Raw genomic sequence first — 23,867 nt, 5'->3', positions numbered from 1 at the left:
CGCTATCCAGCCGAGGTGCAGGCGTTTCACATGGCGGCCTATATCACGCCGAAACCACAATAGCACCCTGGTTTTCGGCTCCGTGTTCGACCCAGACATGGACCGGTTCGTCCCGGCCGCGGATGCTCACCGGTCCATGATCGCGCGCATTCAACTGTGTCGTGGGCGATTCCGCCTTCGCGGCCTCAATCAGTCGTGACCCAAAGCAAATATTCGCCTGAAGCTCACGGCAGAGCGACTGCAAACGGCTGGCGACGTTGACGGTGTCGCCCACCACCGCGAAGGACAGATTGCGCTCGCTGCCGACCGCGCCGATGACCACTGCGCCATATTGTGCACCGATCCGAACGTCCAGCGGCGGGTATCCCCTGGACACCCGCTGTACATTCCAGTCTTCGAGAGCGGCGACCATCGCTTCAGCACACTGGATGGCCCGAGTCGCGTCGTCATGGCTGGCTTGCGGAACCCCGAATGTCGCCATGATGCAATCGCCGATATAGTTATCGACGGTGCCATGGTGGTCGAAAACGACCTGTTCCATGCGACGGTGGAACTGACGCAGAAGTTCGAACACTGCTTCGGCCGGATGATCCTCGGAATAGTGTGTGAAGCCGACGATGTCGGCGAACAGCACCGCGATATCCTGCCGGCGGACCGGGCCGAAGGGCTCGTCATCGGTGGCGAGCTGGTCGACGACGTTGGGCGAAAAATGCCGGGCGAGATTGGCGCGGGCGCGCTCTGCCTTGACATAGTCTTCCGACAGATGTCGGGAACGATAGACGACCAGCGCCATGATCGCGCCGATAATCAGCACAACCAACACGTTGGTCGCCTGCGCAAATGTATCGACGAAATTGGGGTTGAGATAGAGGTTCAGTCGCTCCGTCATCGGCAGCGAATAGAGGTTCGTCGCCGGAATGACGGTTCCCGGATGAGAAATCACCCATCCCACCCCGATCGCCCATGTCAAGGCCGCGAGCGCGCCGAGATAGAGCGCCAATCGTGTCGAAAGGGTCAGCGCGCCAAGGCATACGAAAATCAGCAGGAATTTGAAGCTGCCCTCGCGCAGTTGCATCGCGGCCGGCGCGACCTCCAGGGAAAACGGGTTAGGCGTTACCAGCAGAACGGTCAACAGAATGATGTCCAGCGTACCGACGAGGTAACCGATCCACCATCGCGCCGTGCGACGGCGCGCAAAGAGAAACTGGATCAGGCCGACGAGCTGGAACAGCACGAGGCCCGCCAGCACGAAGAGCAGCGAAGCATCCCAGCGGCTGATCAATGAAAAGAAGCAGGAGATCACAGCGAGCGATGCCGTACGGGCCCAGAACTGCAATGCAGCACCCTGGCGTTCTGCGCGCGCCCGCAAATTTTTCAGGCGCGAATAGCGGCGAAGTTCAAGTGTTGGCGCGGTGGGCATAGGATCACTTCGATTTCCCGGGGAGGTGTCCCGCATTCGGCAAACCCGCCCTCTACAGTCTGGCAAATCAGTGCGCGAACTCTATCATGAATGTGATTTCATTTTTGAACAGCGGCTGCAAAGAGCAAAAATGTCCGGACAAAAGATCATCCAGAAGCAGGACAGGCGGAGGCTTCCCTATCCAGGTCACCAAAAAGCGCAGCGCCCGGCGTCATTCTCTTCATGGATGCGTTCGGCCCACGGCCGGCGCTGGGCGGCATGGCGGAACGCCTGGCTGCAGAGGGCTATACCGCGTTGGTGCCGGATCTGTTCTATCCCAACGCGCCCTATCCTGCCCGGGATGATTGGCCGTGTCAGGCCGGTAACGGGCGGCGTCCCTTTGCGGGAGCGGCGGGCCGATCGAACGCGCCGGCGTCGCGCGGATGCGGTCCGATTGGCATGATCGCGGGAAATGGCGTTGCACCAAAGGCAAACGTCCATTTGTAGCCGACCAGCCCGTCCTCCGGCGTCGTATGCTGATCGTGATGGGCCAGCAATCTGGCGCGATCGGCCAGATCCTCGGCCTCGCGCCGCACCATCTCCGCCGTCTCCGGACGCATTCGCCTGCTAAAGCTGACGAAGCTCGCTTCGTTATCGATATGGGTGATGGCCCAGCCGATGAAGTTCTTGTTGGTCATTTCGAACAGCGGCCGCAGCGGCCCTTCGAAATTCCACTGGATCGGCGTCTCGACCAGCAATCTCGCCGAAAGACCCCGGCCGAGCGCGATCAGGCCGAGTTCCTCCAGGTCGCGCAGGTAGAGAAACATCGAGGCTTCGCTCAGACCTTGCGAGCGCATGATGCCCTCGGGCGTGAACTTTTCGGACAGCATGACGAAGATGAACAGCAGTGCCGGCCGGCCGGCGAGCCTACGCTCGATCTCCGGCGCGATGTGGTTGACGGGCCCTGGCCCCCTGTTCATCGAGCCGAGCACGTTCTCGAGCTCGACGCCTGCAGCAGCGCAGATCTCCATCAGCCGGTCGAGCTTGCAGTTGCGCTCGTGGAAGATGCGCTTCACCGTCGGCTCGGAAACACCCATGCGTTCGGCGAGTTCGCGATAGGTGACACCCTTCGCCTTCAGTGTCCGCTTCAACGCGTCGAAGATCAGGCCGTTCATGGAATGCACCTCTTGCCTGCAGTTTCGTATCGACTTTCGATACTAGCGGTAATCTACCTTTCCGGAAAGTATCGAAAATCATAGGCTTCCGTTGTCATCACAGGAGACAGCCATGAACAGCCTCATCCCCACAGCGTTTCTCGCAATCGTCGGTATCGCGGCGGCGCCCGCCGCCGAGGCCGGCGAACTCTGGCGCGCCACCGGTCTCGAACAGCCGGAATCGGCCCTGTTCGATGCCGCCAACAACCGCATCATCGTCTCCAACATCGTTGGCAATCCGGGTGAGGCCGACGGCAACGGTTATCTCAGCGTGCTGTCCTTGGACGGCAAGACCGTCACCCAAGACTGGACCGACGGCATGGACGCACCCAAGGGCATGACAATATCGGGCGGCAAGCTCTATGTCGCCGACATCACCAAGGTCCGCGTCATCGATCTCGCGAGCGGCAAACTCGTCGCCAGCGTCGCGGTGCCGAACGCCGTCTTCCTGAACGACATGACATCGGACCGATCAGGCATAGTCTATGTCACCGACATGCTGGCCGACACAATCTACCGCATCGACGGCGACCGGCCGGAACTGTTCGTCAAGGACGCGGCGCTGGCTTCGCCCAACGGCGTCTTCGCCGACGGTAGCAGGCTGATCGTCGCCTCCTGGGGCAAGGGCATCAAGCCCGATTTCAGCACGGCGGAGCCGGGCGGACTGCTGTCGGTCGACATCGCCAGCAAGGTGATCTCGCCCTTGCCGGGCGCTCAAGAATTCGCCGACCTCGATGGCGTCGTCGCTATTCGTGACACCATCTACGCCACCGCCTACATGACCGGCACGCTCTACCGCTATCGTCCCGGCGGCACACCGGAAGCGGTGGCGCATTTCAAGCCCGGCAGCGCCGACATCGGCACCGACGGCGAGTCGATCCTCTATGTGCCGTTGATGAACGAGGGCGAGGTGGCGGCGCTAAAGCTCGACTGAGAGCCAGATCGGCGCCTCAGGCCGATCTCCGAGACCTTCGCCAACAGCCGTGAGATGGACCGTCATGTCGCCTTTTGGTTCGTTCAACGCCCCATCCTAGCCGCAACGACGTTGCTGGTCGCCATCCGAAAGGGGGTCCGGAGTTGGTCGTTCGGGGCACCAAGTCGCTGGCTCCGCCCAGAGCGAACAGACGCCGCGCAACGTGGTCGGCCGCGCCAAGGCCCCGCCGCACCGCCAGGCATCCAGTCATCCCGGCGAACATCGGCAAAAGCCCACGTCACGGAACCGATCCGCCATGGGCGAATTTCCGGTAGAAGCGGCCTCCCATCACGCTTGCCTCAAAGGCCAGCTCGATGATCCCTTTGCGGCTTGAGCTGAACACCATGACGACGCTCAGGAAGATGACATAGGACGCGACGAGAGAGATCAACAGCGTCACGAATGTGCCTGGCAGCGATGCCTTCAAGCTGTATTCCAGGACGCCGGTTATGATCGCTGAGACGCAGTACGGCCACAGGGTCTCCAGCAGCTGCCTGAAATCGAGTGGGCCGCGCCTTGTCGCCCCCCACCACAGGATCGGGCCCTGGATGGTGCCCACGCCTATGTAGAAGGCGGCGACCCCGGTTATTCCCCACGGCAATCCGCACACGAAAGAGGCGACAAACAGGGTGGAGCTCAGGGCGCCCCAGTTTCGCATTTCCCTGGTCCGGTCCTGGCTGATGAAAAGCCAGCCGGTGCTGCTGCTGATCGGTGCGAAGATGGCGCCAAAGGCAAGAATGGAAAATACCTGCGAAACCTCCGACCACCGCGGCCCCAGCAACGTGACGATAAGCAGCTGGCTGTTGACGATGGCGAATATCACCGCCGGGTAGGTGGCGAGAATTATCAGCTCCAGCATCCGAAAATAGAAACGGCGGTATGTTTCCGGCTCGTTCAAGGTTCTCGCAAGCGAAGGTAGCGCGACTTTCGCTATTGGCGTGGTGATCTGGCTGAGCGGCAGCAAGAGCAGCTTGTATGCCCGGTCATAGATGCCGAGAGGCATCTCGCCGAGGAAGCGGCCGATCAATATGTTGTCAAAATTCCTGGCGAAAAAGTTCAGGAAATTGAAGGACGTTATGTTGGCGCCAAAATTCAACAGATGGAAGTTCTGCGTTTGCAGAGCAGGCCTGCTCGGAACCCATCCGGCAAAGCACCAGGCCAGCAAAAGTGTGGTCAGCGATACCGCTATCTGGCTGTAGACGAGGGCCCAGTAGCCGGAGCCGTTCCAGGCAAAGAGCAGCCCTGTCACGGACCCGACCAGAAAGCTGAACAACTCGACCAGGGCTATTTTCGAGAAGAGAAGCTGCCGATTGAGCAAGGCCATATGCTGGGCGCAGAGACCGCCAATCACAAAGGTCGCGCTAAGGCCCGTCACGATGGGCACGACCCGGGGCTCTCTGAAAAAAGCACCTGCTGCCGGGGCAAGCGCTATCACCGCCAGGCAGATTGCCGCGCTCAGCCCGACATTGACCCAGAAGACGAAGCTGAGCTGCTCCTGGTTGATTTCATCCCTTTGGACCGTGGCCTGGGTCAGGCCGAAATCCGAAAACAGCGCCGCGAATGCGAACAATGGCGCCGCCATCGCCACGATGCCGAAATCCTCGGGCAGAAGAAGCCGGGCAATGAGGATCTGGTAGCAGAATTGCATCAGAAACTTCAGCGCCTGCGACCCGAAGTTGATGGCCGCCCCGTTCACCGAGGCGACCTTGAGTTCGGCCCGTGACATCCGGCTTTCAGAAAATGCAAATCGCTTGACCTGGGCCATTTCAACCAGCTTGAACAGTCGTGATTTTGTTTTTGGCCTTCCGCAGGATCGACGCGGCGATCCGCCAATCCATCATCCCGGCGGTCGCAAGCGGCAACAACCTCCTCTCGGCGATCAGTGCCTGGGTCTTGTACTCGGCCGACAGGCGCTTCATGGCGCGAATGCGCTCCTTGAGGAGGGAAACAAGTCTCGAATTGCCTGACAGCCGTCGATCGAGCAAAAGCGATTGCGACTGATCCACCTGGCCGTCGTAGTTCACCTTCGTCCTGCTCCAGCCGGCGCCTCGATGGGTGTACAAGTAGCCGCGAAAGTTGCTGGCCACGTACTTTGCGCCTTCGAGCAGCGCATCCGTCACAAAAAGAAAGTCCTCGCCATGACGAGAATTGGAGGGATAGCGCAGCGATCGATCCGCCAGGAATTTTCGCCTGAAGACCGGTTTGAGCAAACCCCAGTCAGTGTCGACGCCGAAGGGCCTCGCATGCGCCAGGAACGTCTCGATGTCGATCAGCGTCATATCTTTGGTGAACGCGATGGTCGCGGGACTGGAGGCGTCGCTTGCCGGATCGTAGTATGAGAACTTGTCGGTGACCATATCGGCGTCTTGTGCTGCGGCAATCTCGACAAGCCGCTCCACCCGCCCCGGCGCGTATGCATCATCGGCATCCAGGATTGCGATCCAGTCGCCGCTGGCAGCCTCCAGGCCGGCATTGCGGGCGGCTGAAGGCCCGCCATTCCTGGGCAGGTGAATGACTTTGACGCGGTTGTCCTGCCGCGACATTGCGCCGGCAACCTCCAGGGTTGCGTCGGTCGAGCAATCATCGACGACTATGATCTCGATAACTGCATCCCCCTGCGCCCTTGCGGAATTGACGGCGCGTTCGAGAAACGGAACCGCGTTGTAGGCGGCGATCAAGACCGAAACAGTAGGGCGTGCAAAGGGCGGTTTCTGGGCAGGGAAACGAAAATTAGCGTTCATCGGAAACCTCCGGGGAAACGAACCCGGTGGATCCCGCCAATTCCCGGGTTCTTGAGAAAGCCGCACCTCCCTATCAGCCGTCGCTGAGATCAGGATTAGGCCGCGATGAAGCGAAACTGAAATTGAAGCCGAAGCCTCACGCTGAGCCGATCAGCAGGGTTGTAACTTCAGGCTTGCCGCAACGTGACCGCGACGTGAAGGCCACCGCCGGGCGAAGGCGTGCTGAGGGCGATGTTCGCGGAAAGGCGCTCGACGATGCCCGAGACGATGGCGAGGCCCAGTCCGCTTCCTTCCACTTCGGGCACATTCACGCGATAAAACCGGCGGAATACCGCCTCGCGATGCTGAGGGGCGATGCCTGGGCCGCTGTCGGTGATTGAAAGCGTCCAGGCGCCGGGTTCAGGCGAGATCGAGACCTTGATTTTCCCGCCAGCCGGTGTGTACTTGATCGCATTGTCGATCAGATTGCCTATCAACAGGCGAAGCATGGGTTCGTCCGTTTTGACCTCGGCCGCCTCGTCTCCGTCGAGCGAGACATCATGTCGCTTGAGCGTGATGATCGTGCCGAACTCGGCGATCACCGACGCGGTGACATCATAGAGCCGGACCACTCTCAGCTCGACCGGCTGATGGCTGATGCGCGCCGCCTCCAGCATCTGCTTGACGAGACGGGTGGCCTTGTCGTTGCTGGCCGTCAGGTCGGCGAGGATCGTCTCCCGCTCCGTTTCGCTGTCGGCATGCGCCAGCATCTGCAGCAAAAGCTTTATCCCGGCATGAGGCGTTCGCAGCTGGTGCGCCGCCTGGTCGGCGAAGCGCCTTTCCGCCGTCAGCGACCGGTCGAGCTTGCTGAGCAACTGGTTCACCGACATGCCCAACGGATGCAGGTCGCGCGGCAACGCATCGATCGCGATGACGGAGAGGTCGTCGGGCGAACGGCTGCGGATCTGGCGGACCAGGCCGTGAATGGGTCCCAGGCCGTTGCTGATGCCATACCAAACCAGCAGCCCGATGACCGGCACCAACACCAGCAGCGGAAAGAACAGATTGAGCATGATGTTCGACACCAGCGTGTCGCGAAGGGCTCGCTTTTCGCCGACTTCCACGACGATGCCGGTGTTCGGGATCGGCAGCGAATAGACGAGCCATCGCTCGTTGGCATAATTCAGCTCGGTGAAGCCGGCCCTTTGGACTGGAACACTCTCGGGGAAGGCGCCGTTGGTAAAGATACGGATCCTGCCGTCCTTCCACAGGCGAAATACGTGCGCGTCGGCATAGTCGTCCGCCTGATCGTTCATGGCGAGCTGGTTGCCCATCGCAAAGTCCATATCCTTGACCTGCCTGGGCGGGTGGTTGCCCGGCTCCTCGATCTGATGTTCCAGCAGCGTCCAGAGAACGTTGGCGTCATTGATCAGCTTGGCGTCGTAGATGTTGTCGATCTCGCGCCTGGCTGAGCGGAAGGCGAGGACCCCGATGACTGCGATGGCGACGAGGATCGTCGGCGTTATCCGCAGAAAGAGCTTCCAGGTAAGGGTCAGGCGCCTCATGACTCGATCATGTAGCCGACGCCCCGGATGGAGCGGATGAAGTCGGCGCCGAGCTTTCTGCGCAGATTGTAGATGATGACCTCGGTCGTGTTGCTTTCCACCGCGCTGTCGGCGCTGTAGAGCGCGTATTCGATGTCGCTCTTGGTGACGTATTTGCCCGCCCGCTCCATCAGGAGCTTGAGCAGCCGGAATTCCTTGGCGGTCATCGCGATCTGGCCCTCGGCGCCGCGCACTACCATTGCCGCCGGATCCATTTCGATAGGGCCGCTTTTCAGGATGATCTCGGTGCGGCCCTCCCGCCGGCGCATGAGGGCGCGCAACCGTGCCAGCAATTCGTCGAGATCGAACGGCTTCACCAGATAGTCGTCGGCTCCGTTGTCAAGCCCTTCGACCTTCTGCAGGGACGTATCACGGGCGGTAAGCAGAAGAATCGGCACGGCATTGCGATTCTTCCGCGCCGAGCGCAGGACCTCAATCCCGTTCACCCCAGGCAGGTTGACGTCGAGCACGACCACATCGAAGACGAGGTCCTCGAGCCCCGCGATCGCAGCCTCGCCATCCTTCATCCAGTCCACCCCATAGGCATGCTTTTCGAGAGCCTTCTTCAGCGAAGAGCCGAGGATCAAATCGTCCTCAACCAGAAGCAGCCGCATGCGATGCCTTTCCGTTGCGGTGAATCGCCTGAATTCCCGAACCGATTTTGACCCAAGGACGCCATCGCGGCATTTTGCGGGCAAAATCAGGTTGCGGGCGGGGCGTCTCGTCACGGTTGCGAGAGCAAGCGAGAGGAGGTCCGGCGATGCGGCCGCGACCGTCAGGTTCGGCCCGCGAAACCCCATGGCTAGAGAAAACGAGGTAAGTACCTGACCATGAGAATGATCACGCACCCAACCTCGACAGCGTCATGCATCACCCGAAGGCCCCAATAATCCGCCATCATCACGGCCTTTGAACGGTCGCCCGACCGCGGCAAGAGGCAGGCCCGTGACATGCGTGTCAGCGGGGCGCTCGAAAAAGTGGCCGACCTTCAACCCGCGCGGTTCTACTGATCCGAGAACCTGACGCTCACGCCGTGCTGCCGAAAATAGGCCTGCATCAACTTGCGGCCCGAGCGGTTGTTCTGCGCCAGCTTGGTCGGAACGAACACCGCCTGTTTTGTTCCCTCTCGTGCCAGCGCTGCCTTAAGGCTCGCGATATGTACGTCGAGGTCGGCATTATCCGCCCGGAGCGAGGCATAGATGCATTCGATCGCTTCGGCCACGGTCAGTTCGCTCACAGGGGTCGTCCTTTGGTTGGTTAGGCGGGCGGCGGCTTACCACAGATTCGCGGCGCCGCCGATACCGATGAGACCGTCAGTGCACAGCGCCCGGGTTTTGCAAGCGACGACGGTGTCGCTCGAAGTGCAAAGATAGATACCAACCATTGGCGACCGTTGCAGCCTCGCTGGCGCGCTGCTGGTCATCGAGTTCTTAGCGTCCAATCACCAGCAGCCATTTTTCAGGATACTTCCCGAGGATTGCGCGTTAGGGTGTTCCAAACGGGCAGGGGGATAACGCGGTTGGCTATTTTCAAGACCTTCACGACATCGGCATGCTTGCTGTCGGTGGTTTTCCTGCTAACGGGTTGCGGGCATGGGCTGATCAACCGGCTGATCTAGTCTCCCGGCTCTAGTCTCCAGTCTCCTCGTCGCCGTTCGGGCGCTGCCCGCGCCACCGCTGCCATGTACGGGCAGCGAGCCAGCACAGCATCGCCCAGGCGAAGCCGGCGCACCAGCCGGCCAGCACATCCGACGGCCAGTGCACACCGAGGTAGACGCGGCTGATGCCGACCAGCAGCGTCGTCAGCACCGCCAGCGACAACACATAGATCTTCGTCGTTCGCCCAGGCAGAAAGCGCGCTGCCAGCGCGCCGAGCGTCAGATACGTCACCGCCGACAGCATGGCGTGGCCGCTCGGAAAAGACAGCGTTGTTTCGTTGGCGAGATGCGAGACGAGTTCAGGGCGGGGCCGGTCGATGCCAGCCTTCAGCAGGCTGGACAGCACCTGACCACCGGCCACCGCCACAAAGACGAAAAGGGCGGTCGCTGGCCTGCGGATAAGCAAGAGATAAAAAATTGCCGCTGCTACGATCAGCACCACCACGCTGCCGCTGCCCAGGCTGGTGATGTCGCGCATCGCCCCCTCCAGCCAGGGCGGACCGATCGGACTGTCGGGCTGGCCTGCCTTGCGGAACGCGAGCAGGATTTCGGTGTCGAAAGCGTGCGGCGTGGCGGCCCGCGCCACCTCGATCAATTCCTCGAGCCCCCACAGGCCGGCGGCGATGACCAGACCGGCCAGAAGCACCGGGAATTCGACACGGTTGAGCAGAGCGTTCGCGGCGTTCTTCATCGGCAATTCGCCCGTTACAATCGGCCTTGTAGATAGGGTCCGAGCGTGATCAGTGCCACGGCTGCGATTGCCAGAATGATGCCGGTGGCCTGCAACGCGTTGACGCGCTCGCCGAAGAAGACCAGTGCGACGGCATTCACTGAAACCAGCTGAATGACACCGACATGCCGAATTCGCGGATCAGCCGCAGCATGATCAGATTGCCCAAGGAATAGAGCGCCAGCGTCAGCAGGATCTTGCCAAGGCTCGGCGCAAGGCCCCACTGTTTGGCGGCGGTGGCCGCCAGCAGGAAGATGACCGTCGAAAAGCCGAGCTGAAGCAATCCCGAAAGACTCAATGTTTCATCCCCCTCTCGAAGCAGCTCCCGCCGCGTGAGTTCGCGGACGTTGTTTCCGAAGCGTGCCGGGACGTCAAGCGACCTCGACCGAACGTAGGCCTTGGCAACAGCAAGGCGGAAGCCCAATGTATTGAAATCGCCCAGCCTATCATTGAAGGGCGGTCAGGGGCTCATGATTCGTATTGTTCAAAACTTGGCGCGGCGCTGGAGCGAGCTTTCCCTTGCCCTGCAATTCGTCGTTGCCGGTGGCTTTGGCCTGCTGGCCGTCATGCTGGTGGTGGGAGCCTGGGTGACGGGTCAGATCCGGGATGGCGTCATCCGCAATTCGGCCGCCACGACGGCGCTGTATGTCGACAGCGTGATTGCGCCCCTGCTCCCGGACCTGCGCAAGCAACAGAAGCTCAGCGACTCCGTCAAGCAGGCGCTAGACGAGACGCTTGGCCAGGGCGCGCTCGGCAAGCGCCTCGTATCTTTCAAGCTCTGGAGCCGTGACGGCACGGTTCTCTACGCCAAGGAGACGGCGCTGATCGGCCGCCGCTTCGATCCGAGCGACAATCTGCGTTCCGCCTTCAAAGGCAGTGTCGTCGCCGAATTCAATACGTTCGATGATAGTGAAGGTGAGGAGAAGGCTTCCGGCCTGCCATTGCTGGAGATCTACAATCCCGTGCGCGAGCCGTGGTCCGGCGAGGTGGTGGCAGTCACCGAATTCTATGAGATCGCCGACGACTTCAAAGCCACGCTGGCTTCCGCTTTGTGGTCAAGCTGGCTGATCGTCGCCGGCGCGACGCTGGCGGCCTTCCTGCTCCTGTCGGGCATCGTCCTGCGCGGCAGCCGCACCATCGACGATCAGCGCGGGGCGCTGCGCCGCCAGGTGTCGGAGCTGCAGGGCCTGGTGACGCAGAACAGCGCCTTGCGAGTGCGCGTGCAGCGGGCGTCCCGTCGCGCCACCGCGCTCAACGAAAGGTATTTGCGCCGAATCGGCGCCGATCTGCATGACGGTCCGGCACAACTCGTGGCCCTGGCGGCGCTGCGCATGGATAGTCCGGTGTTTTCCGGCGATGGCCATTCGGGCGAAAGCCGCTCCACCGAGGTCGCAATGATCCGCAAGACACTGGAGGATGCGTTGCGCGAGATACGCGGTATCTGCACCGGCCTCGTCCTGCCGCAGATCGAGACGGCTGCCGCAAACGACATTCTGCGGCTGGCGGTCAACGAACACCAGCTGAGGACGGGAACGTCCGTGACCCTCACGCTGGCCGGACAGTTGCCAGAGCCCGGCGCGTCGGAGAAGATCAGTATCTATCGGTTCGTGCAGGAAGGGCTGAACAACGCCTATCGCCACGCGCGAGGCAAGGATCAGGCGGTGAGTGCCGGAATGAAGGGTGGCAGGCTTTACGTTGAAGTATCGGATGCCGGGCCAGGCTTCGATCCGGCACGGGACGAGGGCCTCGGGCTCGCCGGCCTCAGAGAGCGGGTCGAAAGCATTGGCGGCCAGTTTGAAACCTTGACCGGGCCGCAAGGCACGCGTCTGGTAATCCGTCTATCGGTCGAGGAGCAAGCATGACTGGTGTCATTCGCATCGCCATTGTCGACGATCATCCCCTCTTCCGCGAAGGTGTGACGCGCAGCCTATCGGAGATCGGAGGCTTCGATATGGTTGGCGAGGGTGCCACGGCGCAGGATGCCGAACGCATCGTCTCGACCGTTCGGCCGGACATATTGCTGCTCGATATTTCGATGCCGGGCGGCGGCCTGGCCGCGGTTGCGGGGATCCTCGCCGGCCATCCCGCCCAGAAGATAGTCATGCTGACCGTTTCGGAGGCCAATGCCGATGTGACCATGGCCCTGAATGCAGGGGTGTGCGGCTATGTGCTCAAAGGCATCGGATCGCGCGCGCTTGCCGATATCCTGCGCAGCGTGGCGGCCGGCGAAAGCTATCTTTCGCCGACGCTCTCGGCTCGCCTGCTTTCGGATCTCCAGTCCCAGCATCCGACCAACGGCAATGCGGACCGGCTGCGGCAACTCACGGAACGGCAGACGGAAATTCTGCGGCTGGTGGCGGAGGGGCTAAGCAACAAGGAAGTCGCGTTGCGGCTGGAGCTGCAGGAGAAGACCGTCAAGCATCACATGACCGGGGTGCTGTCGAAACTCAATGTGCGCAACCGCACCGAAGCGGCTTTGATGATGCGTGAGCTGCGCGACCGCAACCAGTCTTAAACCCCCAAACGAGGTCACCTCCGCCGGGGGCGACGGAGGTGACGTGTGAGGCCGGCCGTTGCCTGTTGGTCGGCTTCACAAGGCCTTGAGACGGCCGACGTCGGCTGGTGTGGCCCGGCGGTCGATGATCGTGCGACCGAGCGCATCCTCCATCCTGAAACGACCGTTCTCGAGCTTTTCCGTTATGCCGTCGGGATGCCGGATCGTGATCTTGTTGCCTGTCACGTCGACCTCGTCGCCGGTCGTTGCATTGACATGGCTCGCGCTGTTGCCGTTCTTACCCTTGTTGGCACCCGACTTGCCGGCATTGCCACTGTTGCCATTCCCGCTGCTGCTGCTGCTGTTGCCGCCACTGCTACCGCTATTGCCGCCGCCGCCATTTCCGCCACCGCCGTTTCCACCGCCGCCGCCGTTGCCGCCACCCTTGCCGGCCTGTGCGCTGGCGCCGTAAATCGCGGGTACGGAGCCGTGGAAGGCAATTTGATAGGGAGCGATGGTCAACGCCAGCGCAGCCGCGGATCTAAGCGCAAGCCGGCAACAAGGCGTTGTGAGCGATCTGTGCATCCTGATCTCCGTCGATTGAGCCCGGCGCGCCCACCCTCAACGTTGCAGTTGCAACCAACATCGCCGAAAGACGCGGTGCCCGGAAGCGACCGCCGACCGTTGCCGTTGTCACCCAGGACCTTTGCAAGCGCAAGATTGGACTAAAGTCCTAATCGCATGCTATATTAGCTTTGTATGAACGGCGCCGCGATCGCCATCGTCGAGCGGGATACTGGGTTTCCATGATGCCTGACGACGGCAAACGCCGAACATCAAGTCACCTCCGCCGGGGGCGGCGGAGGTGACTGCGAAGCAGGCCGTTGCCTGGGTGGCCTGCCTCACAAAGCCTGAAGACGACTGTAATCGCGCGCCGTCGCTGCACGTTCGACGATCGTTCGGCCGAGCGCATCCTTCATCTCGAAACGGCCGTTCGCGATCTCTTCGGTGGTGCCATCGGGATGCTGTACCTCGATCTTGTTGCGATCCACGTCAACCTTGTCGCCAGTGGCCGCGTTGACATGATGGCCGGCTCCGCCATCGTTTTGGCTTTTTCCGGATCCGGAATTGTCGGTGGCGCTATGATCGTTGCTGGCGCCGTCGTCGCCGCCACCAGACCCGGAATTGCCGCTGTTTCCGCTGCCGCCGCTTCCGCCGCTTCCACCAGCGCCACCATCATGTCCGCTATCCTTGGCGTGTGCGGCTGCGGCAATGAGGCCGGGCGCGGAGCCGTTGAAGGCGAGTTGATAGGGGGCGACAGCCAGCGCCAATGCCGATGTTGCTCTCAGAGCCAGCCAACGAAAGCGGGCGGGGGTCGATCCGCGCATCACGGATCCTCCTATACATCAGGCCGATGCCGGCTTTGGCAAGCGGCCGACTATTGCCGGCATAGTGGCCTTGGCATAGGGGGCCCACGACCAATGCCGCGCCGACAGGGACCTTTGCTCGGCCTGAGCAGGACTTTGGTCCCTCGCGTCGCTCGGTTGCGAAAAGGGTCGGCTGGCGGGTCGTGAAATCCGGTGAAAGCGACTGGAGATGTCACGAAAATGTGATCGACCGGCTATAAGGGGTTAAACAGGCAACACGCTCCAGCCATCGCCCAAAGCCAGAGGCAAGTCCCAAATGACCGAAAAACGCTCCCCCGACGCCCGATTCCGCACCAGCCTGCTCGAGGAAAACGACGGCCCCGCAACCAACCCTACGGACAACCGCACCATGGGCGAGATCATCGCCGCGCGGTTCTCGCGCCGTGGCTTCCTCAAAGGTTCACTGGCCGTCTCGGCCATCGCCGCAACCGTTAGTCCGCTGGCGCTGGTCAGTGCGGACGAGGCCCGGGCCGCAGAAGGCTCCGCCTTCGCGTTCGACGAGTTGGAGGCCGGCATCGACGACAAGCACCATGTTGCACCCGGCTACGACGCCGATGTGCTGTTACGCTGGGGCGATCCGCTGTTTGCCGATTCACCGGAGTTCGACCCGACGAAACAGTCGGCGCAGGCGCAGGCGAAACAATTCGGCTACAACAACGACTATGTCGGCTATCTCCCGATCGACGGTTCGGCCGAACACGGCCTGCTGGTCGTCAACCACGAATACACCAACCCGCATCTGATGTTCCCGGGCATCGTCAGGATCGTCGACAAGGACGGCAAGAAGTCGGCCGAGGTCGCACCGCTCTCTAAGGAGCAGGTCGATGTCGAGATGGCAGCCCACGGCGGCACCATCGTCGAGATCCGCAAGGTCTCGGGCAAATGGCAGGTGGTGCGCGACGGCAAGCTCAACCGCCGCATCACCTCCAACACCGAAATGGCGCTGTCCGGTCCGGTCGCCGGCCACGACCGCGTCAAGACCAATGCCGACCCGTCCGGCACCAAGGTGTTCGGCACGTTCAACAACTGCGCCGGCGGTGTCACCCCCTGGGGCACCTATGTGATGGCCGAGGAGAACATCCACGGCTATTTCTCCGGCGACCTGCCGGAGGGCCACAAGGAGGCCGCCAACTACAAACGCCTGGGCATTCCCGAAGGCGCCTATGAGTGGGCCGCACATTACGACCGTTTCGACCTTGCCAAGGAGCCCAACGAGGCCAATCGCTTCGGCTGGATCGTCGAGGTCGATGTCAACGACCCGACCTCGACGCCGAGGAAGCGCACCGCCATGGGCCGCTTCAAGCACGAGGGCGCCGAATCGATCGTCGCCAAAGATGGCCGCGTCGTCTTCTATCTCGGCGACGACGAGCGCTTCGACTATGTCTACAAATTCGTCACCAAGGGTACGTTCGATCCGAACGACCATGCCGCCAACAAGGATCTGCTCGACGACGGCACGCTGCATGTCGCCAAGTTCGCCGAGGACGGTTCGGTCGAATGGCTGCCGATCGTCTTCGGCCAGGCGCCGCTGACGACCGAAAACGGCTTTGCCAGCCAGGCCGACGTGCTGATCGAGACACGGCGCGCCGCCGACCTGCTCGGCGCCACCAAGATGGACCGCCCCGAAGACATCCAGCCCAATGGTGTCAACGGAAAGGTCTATGTCATGCTGACCAACAATTCGAAGCGCAAGGCCGACCAGGTCGATGCCGCCAACCCGCGCGCCGAAAACACCTTCGGCCACATCATCGAGATATCGGAGGATGGCGGCGATTTCACTGCCACCAAGGGCAAGTGGGAAGTGCTTTTGAAATGCGGCGATCCCTCGGTGGCCGATGTCGGCGCCACCTTCTCGACGGCAACGACGGCCAATGGCTGGTTCGGCATGCCCGACAATTGCGCGGTCGATTCGGCTGGGCGCCTATGGGTGGCCACCGACGGCCAGGGCCCGAAAGCCACCGGCCGCACCGACGGCCTGTGGGCGGTCGACACCGAAGGCTTGGCGCGGGCGACCTCGAAACTGTTCTTCCGCGTGCCGATCGGCGCCGAAATGTGCGGCCCGCTGTTCGCGCCCGACGACCAGACTGCCTTTGTCGCCGTCCAGCATCCGGGCGACGGCGGCGAGGACTGGGAGCCGTTCGGCCGCCCGTCCTATTACGAGGACCTGTCGACGCGCTGGCCCGACTTCAAGCCCGACATGCCAGTGCGGCCGGCGGTGGTCGCGATCACCAGACAGGGCGGCGGCAAGATCGCGGTCTGATATTAAAGCGCGTCGCGTCGAAATGGATCCATGCGACGCGCTTTAGGTCTTTGTTTCCATGCACAATGCCGGAATGGTCGAGGAGGACTTGATGATTGAGGTCGTCGAGTCCCGGCGGCTCGAACCGAAATCAGCGTGAGGCACCGGATGAGGCGCCAGCGGCACCTGCAATCCGTTTGGCGATCGCCTTGGCCAGGATGCCGGCATTGGCGAAACAGCCGCGAATGCTTGGCCGCATGCCGGTGAACCACAGGCCGGGGAATTTCGGATCGGATTGGCCGCCATTGAAGAGCGGAACGCCCTTGCCGTCGAGCACGCCGAGCTTGCCGACCATGGGCTCCAGCCCGGTGCGATAGCCCGTCGCGGCAATGACGATGTCGGGATAGACCAGGCTGCCATTGGCCAATATCACGCCGTCGCGGGTGAATTCCCGTATGGCCGGCACCACGGTGATCTTGCCCGATTTGATGGCGCTGACGGCGCCGTCGTCGGCGGCGATCGCTGTGTAGTCCGAGGTCAACCGGCTGGCGCCGCCCGAGGGCGCTGGCGGAAGGCCGAATTTGGTCAGGTCGCCGAAGACCAGGCGCTGCGTTGCTGCCATCACCGCATCGGCGATCCGCAACGGCAAGCGCGCCATGAGCGGCGAAAGCCTATGCACGGCGATCTTGCTGATCCGCTTGGGCAGCAAAGCGGGGCCGTTGCGGGCCGACAGCCAGATGGCTGCCGTGGCTATGCCGGCCAGATGATTGAGCGCGTCGAAACCCGAATTGCCGGCGCCTACGACCAGCACTTTTTGGCTCGCATAGCCCTGCGCGTCGCCGAAATCCGCCGAATGGATGATGCGGCCGGCGAAATCCTTCATGCCTTTCCATTCGGGAATGAATGGCAACCTGTCGCGGCCAGTGGCAATGACGACATTGCGCGCAAGGCGCAGTCCGGCGCTGGTCCGCAACGCCCAATGATCGCCCTTGAAGGTGATCTCTTCGACAGCGACGCCAAACTGCACCGGCAGCTGGTTCTCCCCACTGAAATCATTCATATGGCGGATGACGGCCGTCCTTTGCGGAAAAGCAGGCGTGCCGGGGGGATAGGCAAGGCCGGGCAGCGAAGAGAGATCGCGGTGGGTGTTGAGATGCAACTGCTGGTGCCGCCGGTGCCAGGGCTCGGCCAGCCGGCTTTCCTTTTCCAGGATCGCCGTCGGCACGCCAGCATTCATCAGGGCATGCGCCGCGACCAATCCGGCAACACCGGCGCCGACGACGATTGCCGGCTCGACCGTTATCGGCAGGTCCGCAACCGACCGGATTGTCGTATCAGTCATTCACCCTCGAATCCCCATTCGACCCGTCCTTCCGCATGGCTCGCAGAACACTGTAACCGTTTGACCCCGCGCAGTATCCATACAACAAACTGCTGCCGATTTTCGAGCCATATACGATTTTCGAGCCATCCATTGGGCCGCGGTTGCGCTCTATATGGCATATGCGCGATATCAGCGGTAATCAGGTCGCGGCAATGTGATTGATTCGAGGCCTTGGGGGGCTGGCTGGTCTTTGTCATCTTCACGCGCATGCCCGGAGTCAGGGTTCGGTTTTCGAGGTCATGCGCAGAATCAAAGTGTTACAGCACCTTTGCGCGTCTTGAACGCACGGCGCTGTGGCGGCACGCGGAATCTCGGCCATGCCCTCCTTGCGGATCTATTTCGACAAAATCCTCGAGGGCGCCGCACCCAAGGTGGCGCGGCAGGAGCTGACGCATGTCGAGCGCCTGGCGCTGGTTCGCCGCCATGGCGACTTCTCGCTCGCCTATTCAAGCGCCGTTCAAAACAAGCTTTCCTATTTCGGCGACTCCGACGGCTACATCGCCTTCGGCACCAAGATGAAGCATCATTTCGCACTGGGCGATCCGGTGGCGGCTCCAACGCTGCGGCCCGACTACATCAGACGCTTCGTCGAGACCGGCGGCAGCCCGTGGTTCGTGCAGATCGGCGAGGAGACCGCGCGCGTGCTGGCCGGGCTCGGCTACAAGGTCAATCGGCTCGGCATCGATACCCGCCTCACCCTGCCTGATCATGATTTTTCCGGAAGGCGCAACGAGACCGTGCGCTACTCCGAGCGCTGGCTGTTAAAGAAGGGCTTCTCGTTCGAAGAGGACAAGCGCACGATCCACCTCGACGAGATCGCCCGGCTTTCCGACAACTGGCGCGGCGACCGCATCGTCAAGCGTAGGGAAATGGGCTTTCTCAACCGCCCGTTCGCCGACCATCTGGGCACCGATATGCGCCGTTTCGTCCTGCATGGTCCCAATGGCGAGCTGGTCGCCTTGCTCGACTTCGACCCGTTGTATCGCGACGGCAAGGTCATCGGCTACACCACCGCCTTCAAGCGCAAGCATATCGATGCCTCGCCGCATGCCGAGATCGGCCTGACCAAGTTCGCCGTCGACCGCTTTCGCGAAGAGGGCATATCGGTGGTCACGCTTGGCTTGTCGCCGCTCGTCGACATCGGGCCGAGCGGATTTGCCGAGAGCGACTTCTGGCGCAACACTTTTCAGCGCGCCTACGACTCTGCCTGGGTCAACCGCCGCAGGTTCAACCTGCAAGGCCAGGCGGCATTCAAGCGCCGTTTCCATGGTGTCGAGGAGCCGGTCTACATCGCCTTCCGCAAGGGGACGCATGTCGAGATGCTGGGGTTGCTGCGGCTGGTCAAGGCGATCTAGACCTGCCTGCGGCTCAGTATACTTTCGCCGCTCAGTTTCTCAGCCGGTAACCCGTCCTGAATATCCAGGCGACGATCGTTATGCAGATGGCCAGGAAGACGACCGTCATGCCGAGGCTGATGCCGACCGAGACGTCGGACTTGCCGTAGAAGCTCCAGCGGAAGCCGCTGATCAAATAGACGACCGGGTTGAACAGCGTCACCGTGCGCCATATGCCGGGCAGCATGTTGATCGAATAGAAGCTGCCGCCGAGGAAGGTCAGCGGCGTGATGATCAGCAGCGGTACCAGCTGCAACTGCTCGAAACTCTTGGCCCAGATGCCGATGATGAAGCCGAACAGGCTGAAGGTCACCGCCGTCAGCACCAGGAAGGCGACCATCCAGAACGGGTGCAGGATGGTGAGCGGCACGAACAGCGACGCCGTCGCCAGGATGATAAGGCCGAGGATGATCGACTTGGTCGCGGCACCGCCGACATAGGCGATGACGATCTCCAGATAGGAGACCGGCGCCGACAGCAATTCGTAGATCGAGCCGACGAATTTCGGGAAGTAGATGGCAAAGGAGGCGTTGGAGATCGACTGCGTCAACAGCGACAGCATAATCAGGCCCGGCACGATGAAGGCGCCGTAGCTGATGCCGTCGATCTCGGTGATGCGCGAGCCGATGGCCGAGCCGAAGACGACGAAATACAGCGATGTCGAGATGACCGGCGAGACGATGCTTTGCAGCACGGTGCGGAAGGCACGCGCCATTTCCACACGGTAGATCGCCCATACTGCACGTAGATTCATGGCCGTGGGCAGGTTCATGGCTCTCTTCTCACCAGGTTGACGAAGATCTCCTCGAGCGAACTGTTTTGCGTGTCGATGTCACGGAACTGGATGCCGCCCGCCTCGAGGTCGCGGATGAGCGAGGCGACGCCCGGCCGCTCGGCCTGGTTGTCGTAGGTGTAGGTCAGCTGCCCGCCATCGCCCGACAGCTCCAGCGCGTAGTGCGAGAACGCTTCCGGAATTGCGGGCAGCGGATTGCGCAGTTCAAGCACCAGCCGCTTGCGGCCGAGCTTGCGCATCAGTTCGGCCTTGTTCTCGACGAGGATGATCTCGCCGCGGTTGATGACGCCGACGCGGTCGGCCATCGCCTCGGCTTCCTCGATGTAATGCGTGGTTAGGATGATGGTGACGCCGTCCTCGCGCAGCCGGCGCACCATCGCCCACATGTCCTGGCGCAACTCGACATCGACCCCGGCGGTCGGCTCGTCGAGGAACAGGATCCGCGGCTCATGCGACAGCGCCTTGGCGATCATCAGCCGGCGCTTCATGCCGCCCGACAGGGTGATCGCCTTAGCGTCCTTCTTGTCCCACAGCGACAGGTCGCGCAGCACCTTCTCTACGAAGGCCGCGTTGGCCGGCCTGCCGAACAGGCCACGGCTGTAGTTGACCGTCGCCCAGACGCTCTCGAAGGCGTCGATGGTCAGCTCCTGCGGCACCAACCCTATCAGGCTGCGCGCGGCGCGATAATCCCTGTTGATGTCATGACCGTCGACTGTGACGGTGCCCGACGAGCGGTTGACGATGCCGCAAACGATCGAGATCAGGGTCGTCTTGCCGGCGCCGTTGGGCCCAAGCAGCGCAAATATCTCGCCACGCTGGATGTCGAGATTGACCTCCTTGAGCGCGGTGAAACCAGTAGCGTAGGTCTTGGAGACCCCGGAAATAGACAGGATGGAAGACATGGCTGAAAACGGCTGCTTGAAAGAGGTTCCCTGATATAGGCCGAATGTCGTCCCATGCAACTGCAAGTCAATGCCGTTGCTGACAGTTCTCGACAACGATTGCGGGCGTCGGGGCCGGGGACGCCGAGGCCATATCGGGGGCCCTGCGGCGTTCCGCCCTGCGTGACGCGACGCCGCTTTGACCGGGCACGGCTCGCGCCCTATTCTTCCAGGCATTCGTAGCAGCCGGAGCCCACCATGGACCCGCTCGTCCTGTCGCGCATGCAATTCGGCGCGAATATCTCGTTCCACATCCTGTTTCCGACGATCACCATTGCGCTTGGCTGGGTGCTGCTGTTCTTCAAGCTGCGCTACAACGCGACGAATGATTCCGCTTGGATGCGCGCCTATTTCACGTGGGTGAAGGTGTTCGCGCTGTCGTTCGCCATGGGCGTCGTGTCGGGCGTCACCATGAGCTTCCAGTTCGGCACCAACTGGCCGGGCTATATGAAAACGGTCGGCAACATCGCCGGACCGCTGCTGGCGTACGAAATCCTCACCGCTTTCTTCCTCGAAGCGGCCTTCCTCGGCATCATGCTGTTCGGCTTCCGCCGCGTCTCCAACCGCATCCACACGCTGGCGACGGTGCTGGTGGCGGGCGGCACCACCGTCTCGGCCTTCTGGATCATCGCGCTCAATTCCTGGATGCAGACACCGGCCGGCTTCGAGATCCGCGATGGCGTGGCGCATGCCGTCGACTGGTGGGCGATCCTCTTCAACCCATCGATGCCCTACCGGCTGACCCATATGCTGCTCGCCTCCGGGCTGACGGTATCATTCCTGATATCGGGCCTGTCGGCACTGCGCTATCTCAACGGCGACCGCTCGGAATCGATGTGGAAAGCGCTGCGCACCGGTGTCTTCACCGCGGCAATCCTGATCCCGATCCAGATCTTCGCCGGCGACCAGCATGGGTTGAACACGCTGGAGCACCAGCCGCAGAAGATCGCCGCCATGGAAGCCAACTGGAACACCGGCCCCAACGTGCCGCTGGTCCTTTTTGCGCTCCCCGACGAGGCGGCCCGCGAAAACAAATTCGAGATCGCCATTCCCGACGGCGCCAGCCTGGTGCTGCGGCACTCGACCAGCGGTGTGGTGCCGGGCCTCAACGACTATCCCGGAAACCATCCGCCGGTGTTTCCGGTGTTCTGGGGCTTTCGCATCATGGTCGGAACCGGCATCCTGATGCTCCTCGTCTCGTGGTCGGCCGCCTTTTTCCTCAAGCGTCGGCACAGCCTGCCGAAGCCGCTCGCTTTGCTGATGGTGCCGATGGCACTGTCGGGCTGGCTGGCGACGCTGGCCGGCTGGTACACCACCGAGATCGGCCGCCAGCCCTGGCTGGTGACCGGCGTGCTGAAAACCGCCGATGCGGTCGGCCCGGTGGCCGGCAGCCATGTCGCCCTGACGCTCGCCATCTACCTTGTCCTCTATGTGCTGTTGCTGATCGCTTTTCTCGGCGTGCTGGTGCACCTGGCGCTGAAGGCGGCGAAGGATGGCGATAATTCGCCGCTGCCGGGCGTGCTCAATGCGCCGATGTCGCAGCCGGCCGCGGGGGAGTGAGGAATGGTCCGCGCAGTGGACGAAAAGCCAACGATTTGGCTTTTCGAATGACGAACGCCCGCAGCCATAGCGAAGGACAGAAGCCGTAATGAGAAGGACGAGAGATCAATGACCTTCGACTGGCCAACCGCGCTCCCCCTCATCTTCGCTGGCCTGATGGGCCTCGCCATCCTGATCTACGTCATTCTCGACGGTTTCGATCTCGGCATCGGCATTCTGTTCGCCGCGGCGCAGGATGCCGAGCAGGACACGATGATCGCGGCGATCGGCCCGTTCTGGGATGCCAACGAAACCTGGCTGGTGCTGGCCGTCGGCCTGCTGCTGGTCGCGTTCCCGCAGGCGCATGGCGTCATCCTGACCGCGCTCTACATTCCTGTGTTCGTGCTTCTGGTCGGGCTGATCCTGCGCGGCGTCGCCTTCGATTTCCGCGCCAAGGTGCCGACCGAGCACAAGCACCGCTGGAACCGTATTTTCTTCCTGGGTTCCATTATCGCTTCGCTGGCGCAGGGCTATATGCTGGGCGTCTACGTGCTCGGCCTCGATGTCGGCTTCGGCGGCATGGCGTTTGGCGTGCTGGTGGCTTTCTGCCTGGCCGCGGCCTACGCGGCGATGGGCGCGGCCTGGGTGATCTACAAGACCGAGGGCGAGTTGCAGAAGAAGGCGGTGCGCTGGCTGCGCACGACGCTGGTGCTGACCGCGCTCGGCATGGTCGCCATCTCGCTGGCAACGCCCCTCGCCAGCCCGCGCATCTTCGACAAATGGTTCGTCTGGCCCTCGATGCTCTATCTGTCGCCGCTGCCGATCCTGTCGGCGCTGCTGTTTCTGTGGCTGTGGCGGCAGACATTCCACCTGCCGAAGCCCGACGACCGCCATTCGCTGACGCCGTTCCTGACGCTGGCCGCGATCTTCGCGCTCGGCTTTGCCGGGCTGGCCTGGTCGTTCTATCCTTTCGTGGTGCCCGATCGCCTGACCATCTGGCAAGCGGCCTCGGCACCGGAAAGTCTGGCCATCATCCTGGCCGGCACCGTGGTCGTGCTGCCGATCATCATCTTCTATTCCTTCTATGCCTACCGCGTGTTCGGCGGCAAGGCGACGGATTTGACGTATGATTGAGATGACGGGGGCGCGAGGCGCCCCCCCCTCTGGCCTGCCGGCCATCTCCCCCTCAAGGGCCCTCAAGGGGGGAGATTACGCGTTTAGTCGCCTTCGCCGATCTCTGACGTCGCAAGAATGTGCAGAGCGCCGGAGCCGCCAATCTCCCCCCTTGAGGGCAGGGGAATCGCACATGAGTACAAAGGGACTCTTGTGTGGTGTGCGGAAATCGATTCTGAAAGGACC

The 23,867-nt window shown here is 62.1% G+C and carries 20 protein-coding genes and 3 pseudogenes; 9 read left to right on the top strand and 14 right to left on the bottom strand.

What is annotated here, in order from left to right; genetic code table 11:
- Window positions 1–43: 43 nt before the first annotated feature.
- A complete protein-coding gene (locus tag NKJ90_RS11390; protein WP_023762237.1) occupies window positions 44–1,420 on the bottom strand; it encodes an adenylate/guanylate cyclase domain-containing protein in 1,377 nt (458 codons plus the stop codon).
- A gap of 159 nt (window positions 1,421–1,579) precedes the next feature.
- Between NKJ90_RS11390 and NKJ90_RS11385 the strand changes: the two are divergent.
- Window positions 1,580–1,750: pseudogene (locus tag NKJ90_RS11385) on the top strand (dienelactone hydrolase family protein); the annotation flags it as partial.
- A 23-nt stretch (window positions 1,751–1,773) separates the two neighbouring features.
- Here the strand turns inward: NKJ90_RS11385 and NKJ90_RS11380 are convergent.
- Entirely contained in the window at window positions 1,774–2,574 is an 801-nt protein-coding gene (locus NKJ90_RS11380; RefSeq protein ID WP_031261099.1) for a helix-turn-helix domain-containing protein, read from the bottom strand.
- Between the two features lie 112 nt (window positions 2,575–2,686).
- On the opposite strand from NKJ90_RS11380, the gene NKJ90_RS11375 reads away from it, so the two are divergent.
- On the top strand, window positions 2,687–3,547 hold the full coding sequence (locus tag NKJ90_RS11375; protein WP_023762235.1) for an SMP-30/gluconolactonase/LRE family protein: 861 nt from the start codon (window positions 2,687–2,689) through the stop codon (window positions 3,545–3,547).
- 277 nt (window positions 3,548–3,824) lie between these two features.
- Here the strand turns inward: NKJ90_RS11375 and NKJ90_RS11370 are convergent, their stop codons facing one another.
- The 4 genes from NKJ90_RS11370 to NKJ90_RS11355 all read right to left on the bottom strand — a co-directional run bounded on the left by NKJ90_RS11370 (window position 3,825) and on the right by NKJ90_RS11355 (window position 8,524).
- On the bottom strand, window positions 3,825–5,312 hold the full coding sequence (locus NKJ90_RS11370) for a lipopolysaccharide biosynthesis protein (RefSeq protein ID WP_023762234.1): 1,488 nt from the start codon (window positions 5,310–5,312) through the stop codon (window positions 3,825–3,827).
- Between the two features lie 40 nt (window positions 5,313–5,352).
- On the bottom strand, window positions 5,353–6,327 hold the full coding sequence (locus tag NKJ90_RS11365; protein ID WP_084025686.1) for a glycosyltransferase family 2 protein: 975 nt from the start codon (window positions 6,325–6,327) through the stop codon (window positions 5,353–5,355).
- 167 nt (window positions 6,328–6,494) lie between these two features.
- Window positions 6,495–7,871 (bottom strand): sensor histidine kinase, encoded by a 1,377-nt coding sequence (locus NKJ90_RS11360; RefSeq protein ID WP_023762232.1) that lies wholly within the window; start codon window positions 7,869–7,871, stop codon window positions 6,495–6,497.
- On the bottom strand, window positions 7,868–8,524 hold the full coding sequence (locus NKJ90_RS11355) for a response regulator (protein WP_031261093.1): 657 nt from the start codon (window positions 8,522–8,524) through the stop codon (window positions 7,868–7,870). Before NKJ90_RS11355 ends, NKJ90_RS11360 begins: the two co-directional genes overlap by 4 nt.
- 282 nt (window positions 8,525–8,806) lie before the next feature.
- On the opposite strand from NKJ90_RS11355, the pseudogene NKJ90_RS11350 reads away from it, so the two are divergent.
- Window positions 8,807–8,890 (top strand): annotated as a pseudogene (locus NKJ90_RS11350) (glutathione S-transferase family protein); the annotation flags it as partial.
- Between the two features lie 23 nt (window positions 8,891–8,913).
- Here the strand turns inward: NKJ90_RS11350 and NKJ90_RS11345 are convergent.
- From NKJ90_RS11345 to NKJ90_RS11335, 3 genes and pseudogenes are all read right to left on the bottom strand, one after another.
- Window positions 8,914–9,147, bottom strand: coding sequence for a hypothetical protein (locus NKJ90_RS11345; RefSeq protein WP_023762229.1), 234 nt, complete (start codon window positions 9,145–9,147; stop codon window positions 8,914–8,916).
- A 391-nt stretch (window positions 9,148–9,538) separates the two neighbouring features.
- Window positions 9,539–10,258, bottom strand: coding sequence for a phosphatase PAP2 family protein (locus NKJ90_RS11340; RefSeq protein WP_023762227.1), 720 nt, complete (start codon window positions 10,256–10,258; stop codon window positions 9,539–9,541).
- Between the two features lie 14 nt (window positions 10,259–10,272).
- Window positions 10,273–10,595 (bottom strand): annotated as a pseudogene (locus NKJ90_RS11335) (hypothetical protein).
- 172 nt (window positions 10,596–10,767) lie between these two features.
- On the opposite strand from NKJ90_RS11335, the gene NKJ90_RS11330 reads away from it, so the two are divergent.
- Both NKJ90_RS11330 and NKJ90_RS11325 read left to right on the top strand, forming a co-directional pair.
- Window positions 10,768–12,159, top strand: a complete 1,392-nt coding sequence (locus tag NKJ90_RS11330; RefSeq protein ID WP_023762225.1) for a sensor histidine kinase — start codon at window positions 10,768–10,770, stop codon at window positions 12,157–12,159.
- Window positions 12,156–12,812: a LuxR C-terminal-related transcriptional regulator gene (locus tag NKJ90_RS11325; RefSeq protein WP_023762224.1), complete on the top strand. Its 657-nt coding sequence runs from the start codon at window positions 12,156–12,158 to the stop codon at window positions 12,810–12,812. Before NKJ90_RS11330 ends, NKJ90_RS11325 begins: the two co-directional genes overlap by 4 nt.
- Before the next feature lie 75 nt (window positions 12,813–12,887).
- Here the strand turns inward: NKJ90_RS11325 and NKJ90_RS11320 are convergent, their stop codons facing one another.
- Together NKJ90_RS11320 and NKJ90_RS11315 are read right to left on the bottom strand one after the other, a co-directional pair.
- On the bottom strand, window positions 12,888–13,376 hold the full coding sequence (locus NKJ90_RS11320) for a hypothetical protein (RefSeq protein ID WP_031261090.1): 489 nt from the start codon (window positions 13,374–13,376) through the stop codon (window positions 12,888–12,890).
- Between the two features lie 317 nt (window positions 13,377–13,693).
- Complete coding sequence (locus NKJ90_RS11315; RefSeq protein ID WP_031261088.1) at window positions 13,694–14,179, bottom strand: hypothetical protein; 486 nt, start codon at window positions 14,177–14,179, stop codon at window positions 13,694–13,696.
- Window positions 14,180–14,474: 295 nt separating this feature from the next.
- On the opposite strand from NKJ90_RS11315, the gene NKJ90_RS11310 reads away from it, so the two are divergent.
- Window positions 14,475–16,478: a PhoX family protein gene (locus NKJ90_RS11310; protein WP_023762221.1), complete on the top strand. Its 2,004-nt coding sequence runs from the start codon at window positions 14,475–14,477 to the stop codon at window positions 16,476–16,478.
- Window positions 16,479–16,608: 130 nt separating this feature from the next.
- Here the strand turns inward: NKJ90_RS11310 and NKJ90_RS11305 are convergent, their stop codons facing one another.
- The gene (locus NKJ90_RS11305; RefSeq protein WP_023762220.1) at window positions 16,609–17,799 is read right to left on the bottom strand and encodes a flavin-containing monooxygenase; all 1,191 of its coding nucleotides are present in this window, start codon (window positions 17,797–17,799) and stop codon (window positions 16,609–16,611) included.
- 359 nt (window positions 17,800–18,158) lie between these two features.
- Between NKJ90_RS11305 and NKJ90_RS11300 the strand changes: the two genes are divergently transcribed.
- A complete protein-coding gene (locus NKJ90_RS11300; protein WP_352486106.1) occupies window positions 18,159–19,196 on the top strand; it encodes a phosphatidylglycerol lysyltransferase domain-containing protein in 1,038 nt (345 codons plus the stop codon).
- Window positions 19,197–19,227: 31 nt separating this feature from the next.
- Here NKJ90_RS11300 and NKJ90_RS11295 read toward each other — a convergent pair whose 3' ends face one another.
- Together NKJ90_RS11295 and NKJ90_RS11290 are read right to left on the bottom strand one after the other, a co-directional pair.
- The gene (locus NKJ90_RS11295) at window positions 19,228–19,989 is read right to left on the bottom strand and encodes an ABC transporter permease (protein WP_031261086.1); all 762 of its coding nucleotides are present in this window, start codon (window positions 19,987–19,989) and stop codon (window positions 19,228–19,230) included.
- A gap of 14 nt (window positions 19,990–20,003) precedes the next feature.
- Window positions 20,004–20,930, bottom strand: coding sequence for an ABC transporter ATP-binding protein (locus tag NKJ90_RS11290; RefSeq protein ID WP_023762217.1), 927 nt, complete (start codon window positions 20,928–20,930; stop codon window positions 20,004–20,006).
- 237 nt (window positions 20,931–21,167) lie between these two features.
- Between NKJ90_RS11290 and NKJ90_RS11285 the strand changes: the two genes are divergently transcribed.
- Window positions 21,168–22,529, top strand: coding sequence for a cytochrome ubiquinol oxidase subunit I (locus tag NKJ90_RS11285; protein ID WP_023762216.1), 1,362 nt, complete (start codon window positions 21,168–21,170; stop codon window positions 22,527–22,529).
- A gap of 108 nt (window positions 22,530–22,637) precedes the next feature.
- Window positions 22,638–23,642, top strand: a complete 1,005-nt coding sequence (locus tag NKJ90_RS11280) for a cytochrome d ubiquinol oxidase subunit II (RefSeq protein WP_352486105.1) — start codon at window positions 22,638–22,640, stop codon at window positions 23,640–23,642.
- Window positions 23,643–23,867: the final 225 nt, after the last annotated feature.

Origin of the sequence: Mesorhizobium sp. M0051, assembly GCF_040323235.1 — a bacterium.
Lineage (GTDB): Bacteria > Pseudomonadota > Alphaproteobacteria > Rhizobiales > Rhizobiaceae > Mesorhizobium.
The sequence above is the reverse complement of the archived record's forward strand: the minus strand, read 5'-3'. Positions and strand labels throughout refer to the sequence as shown.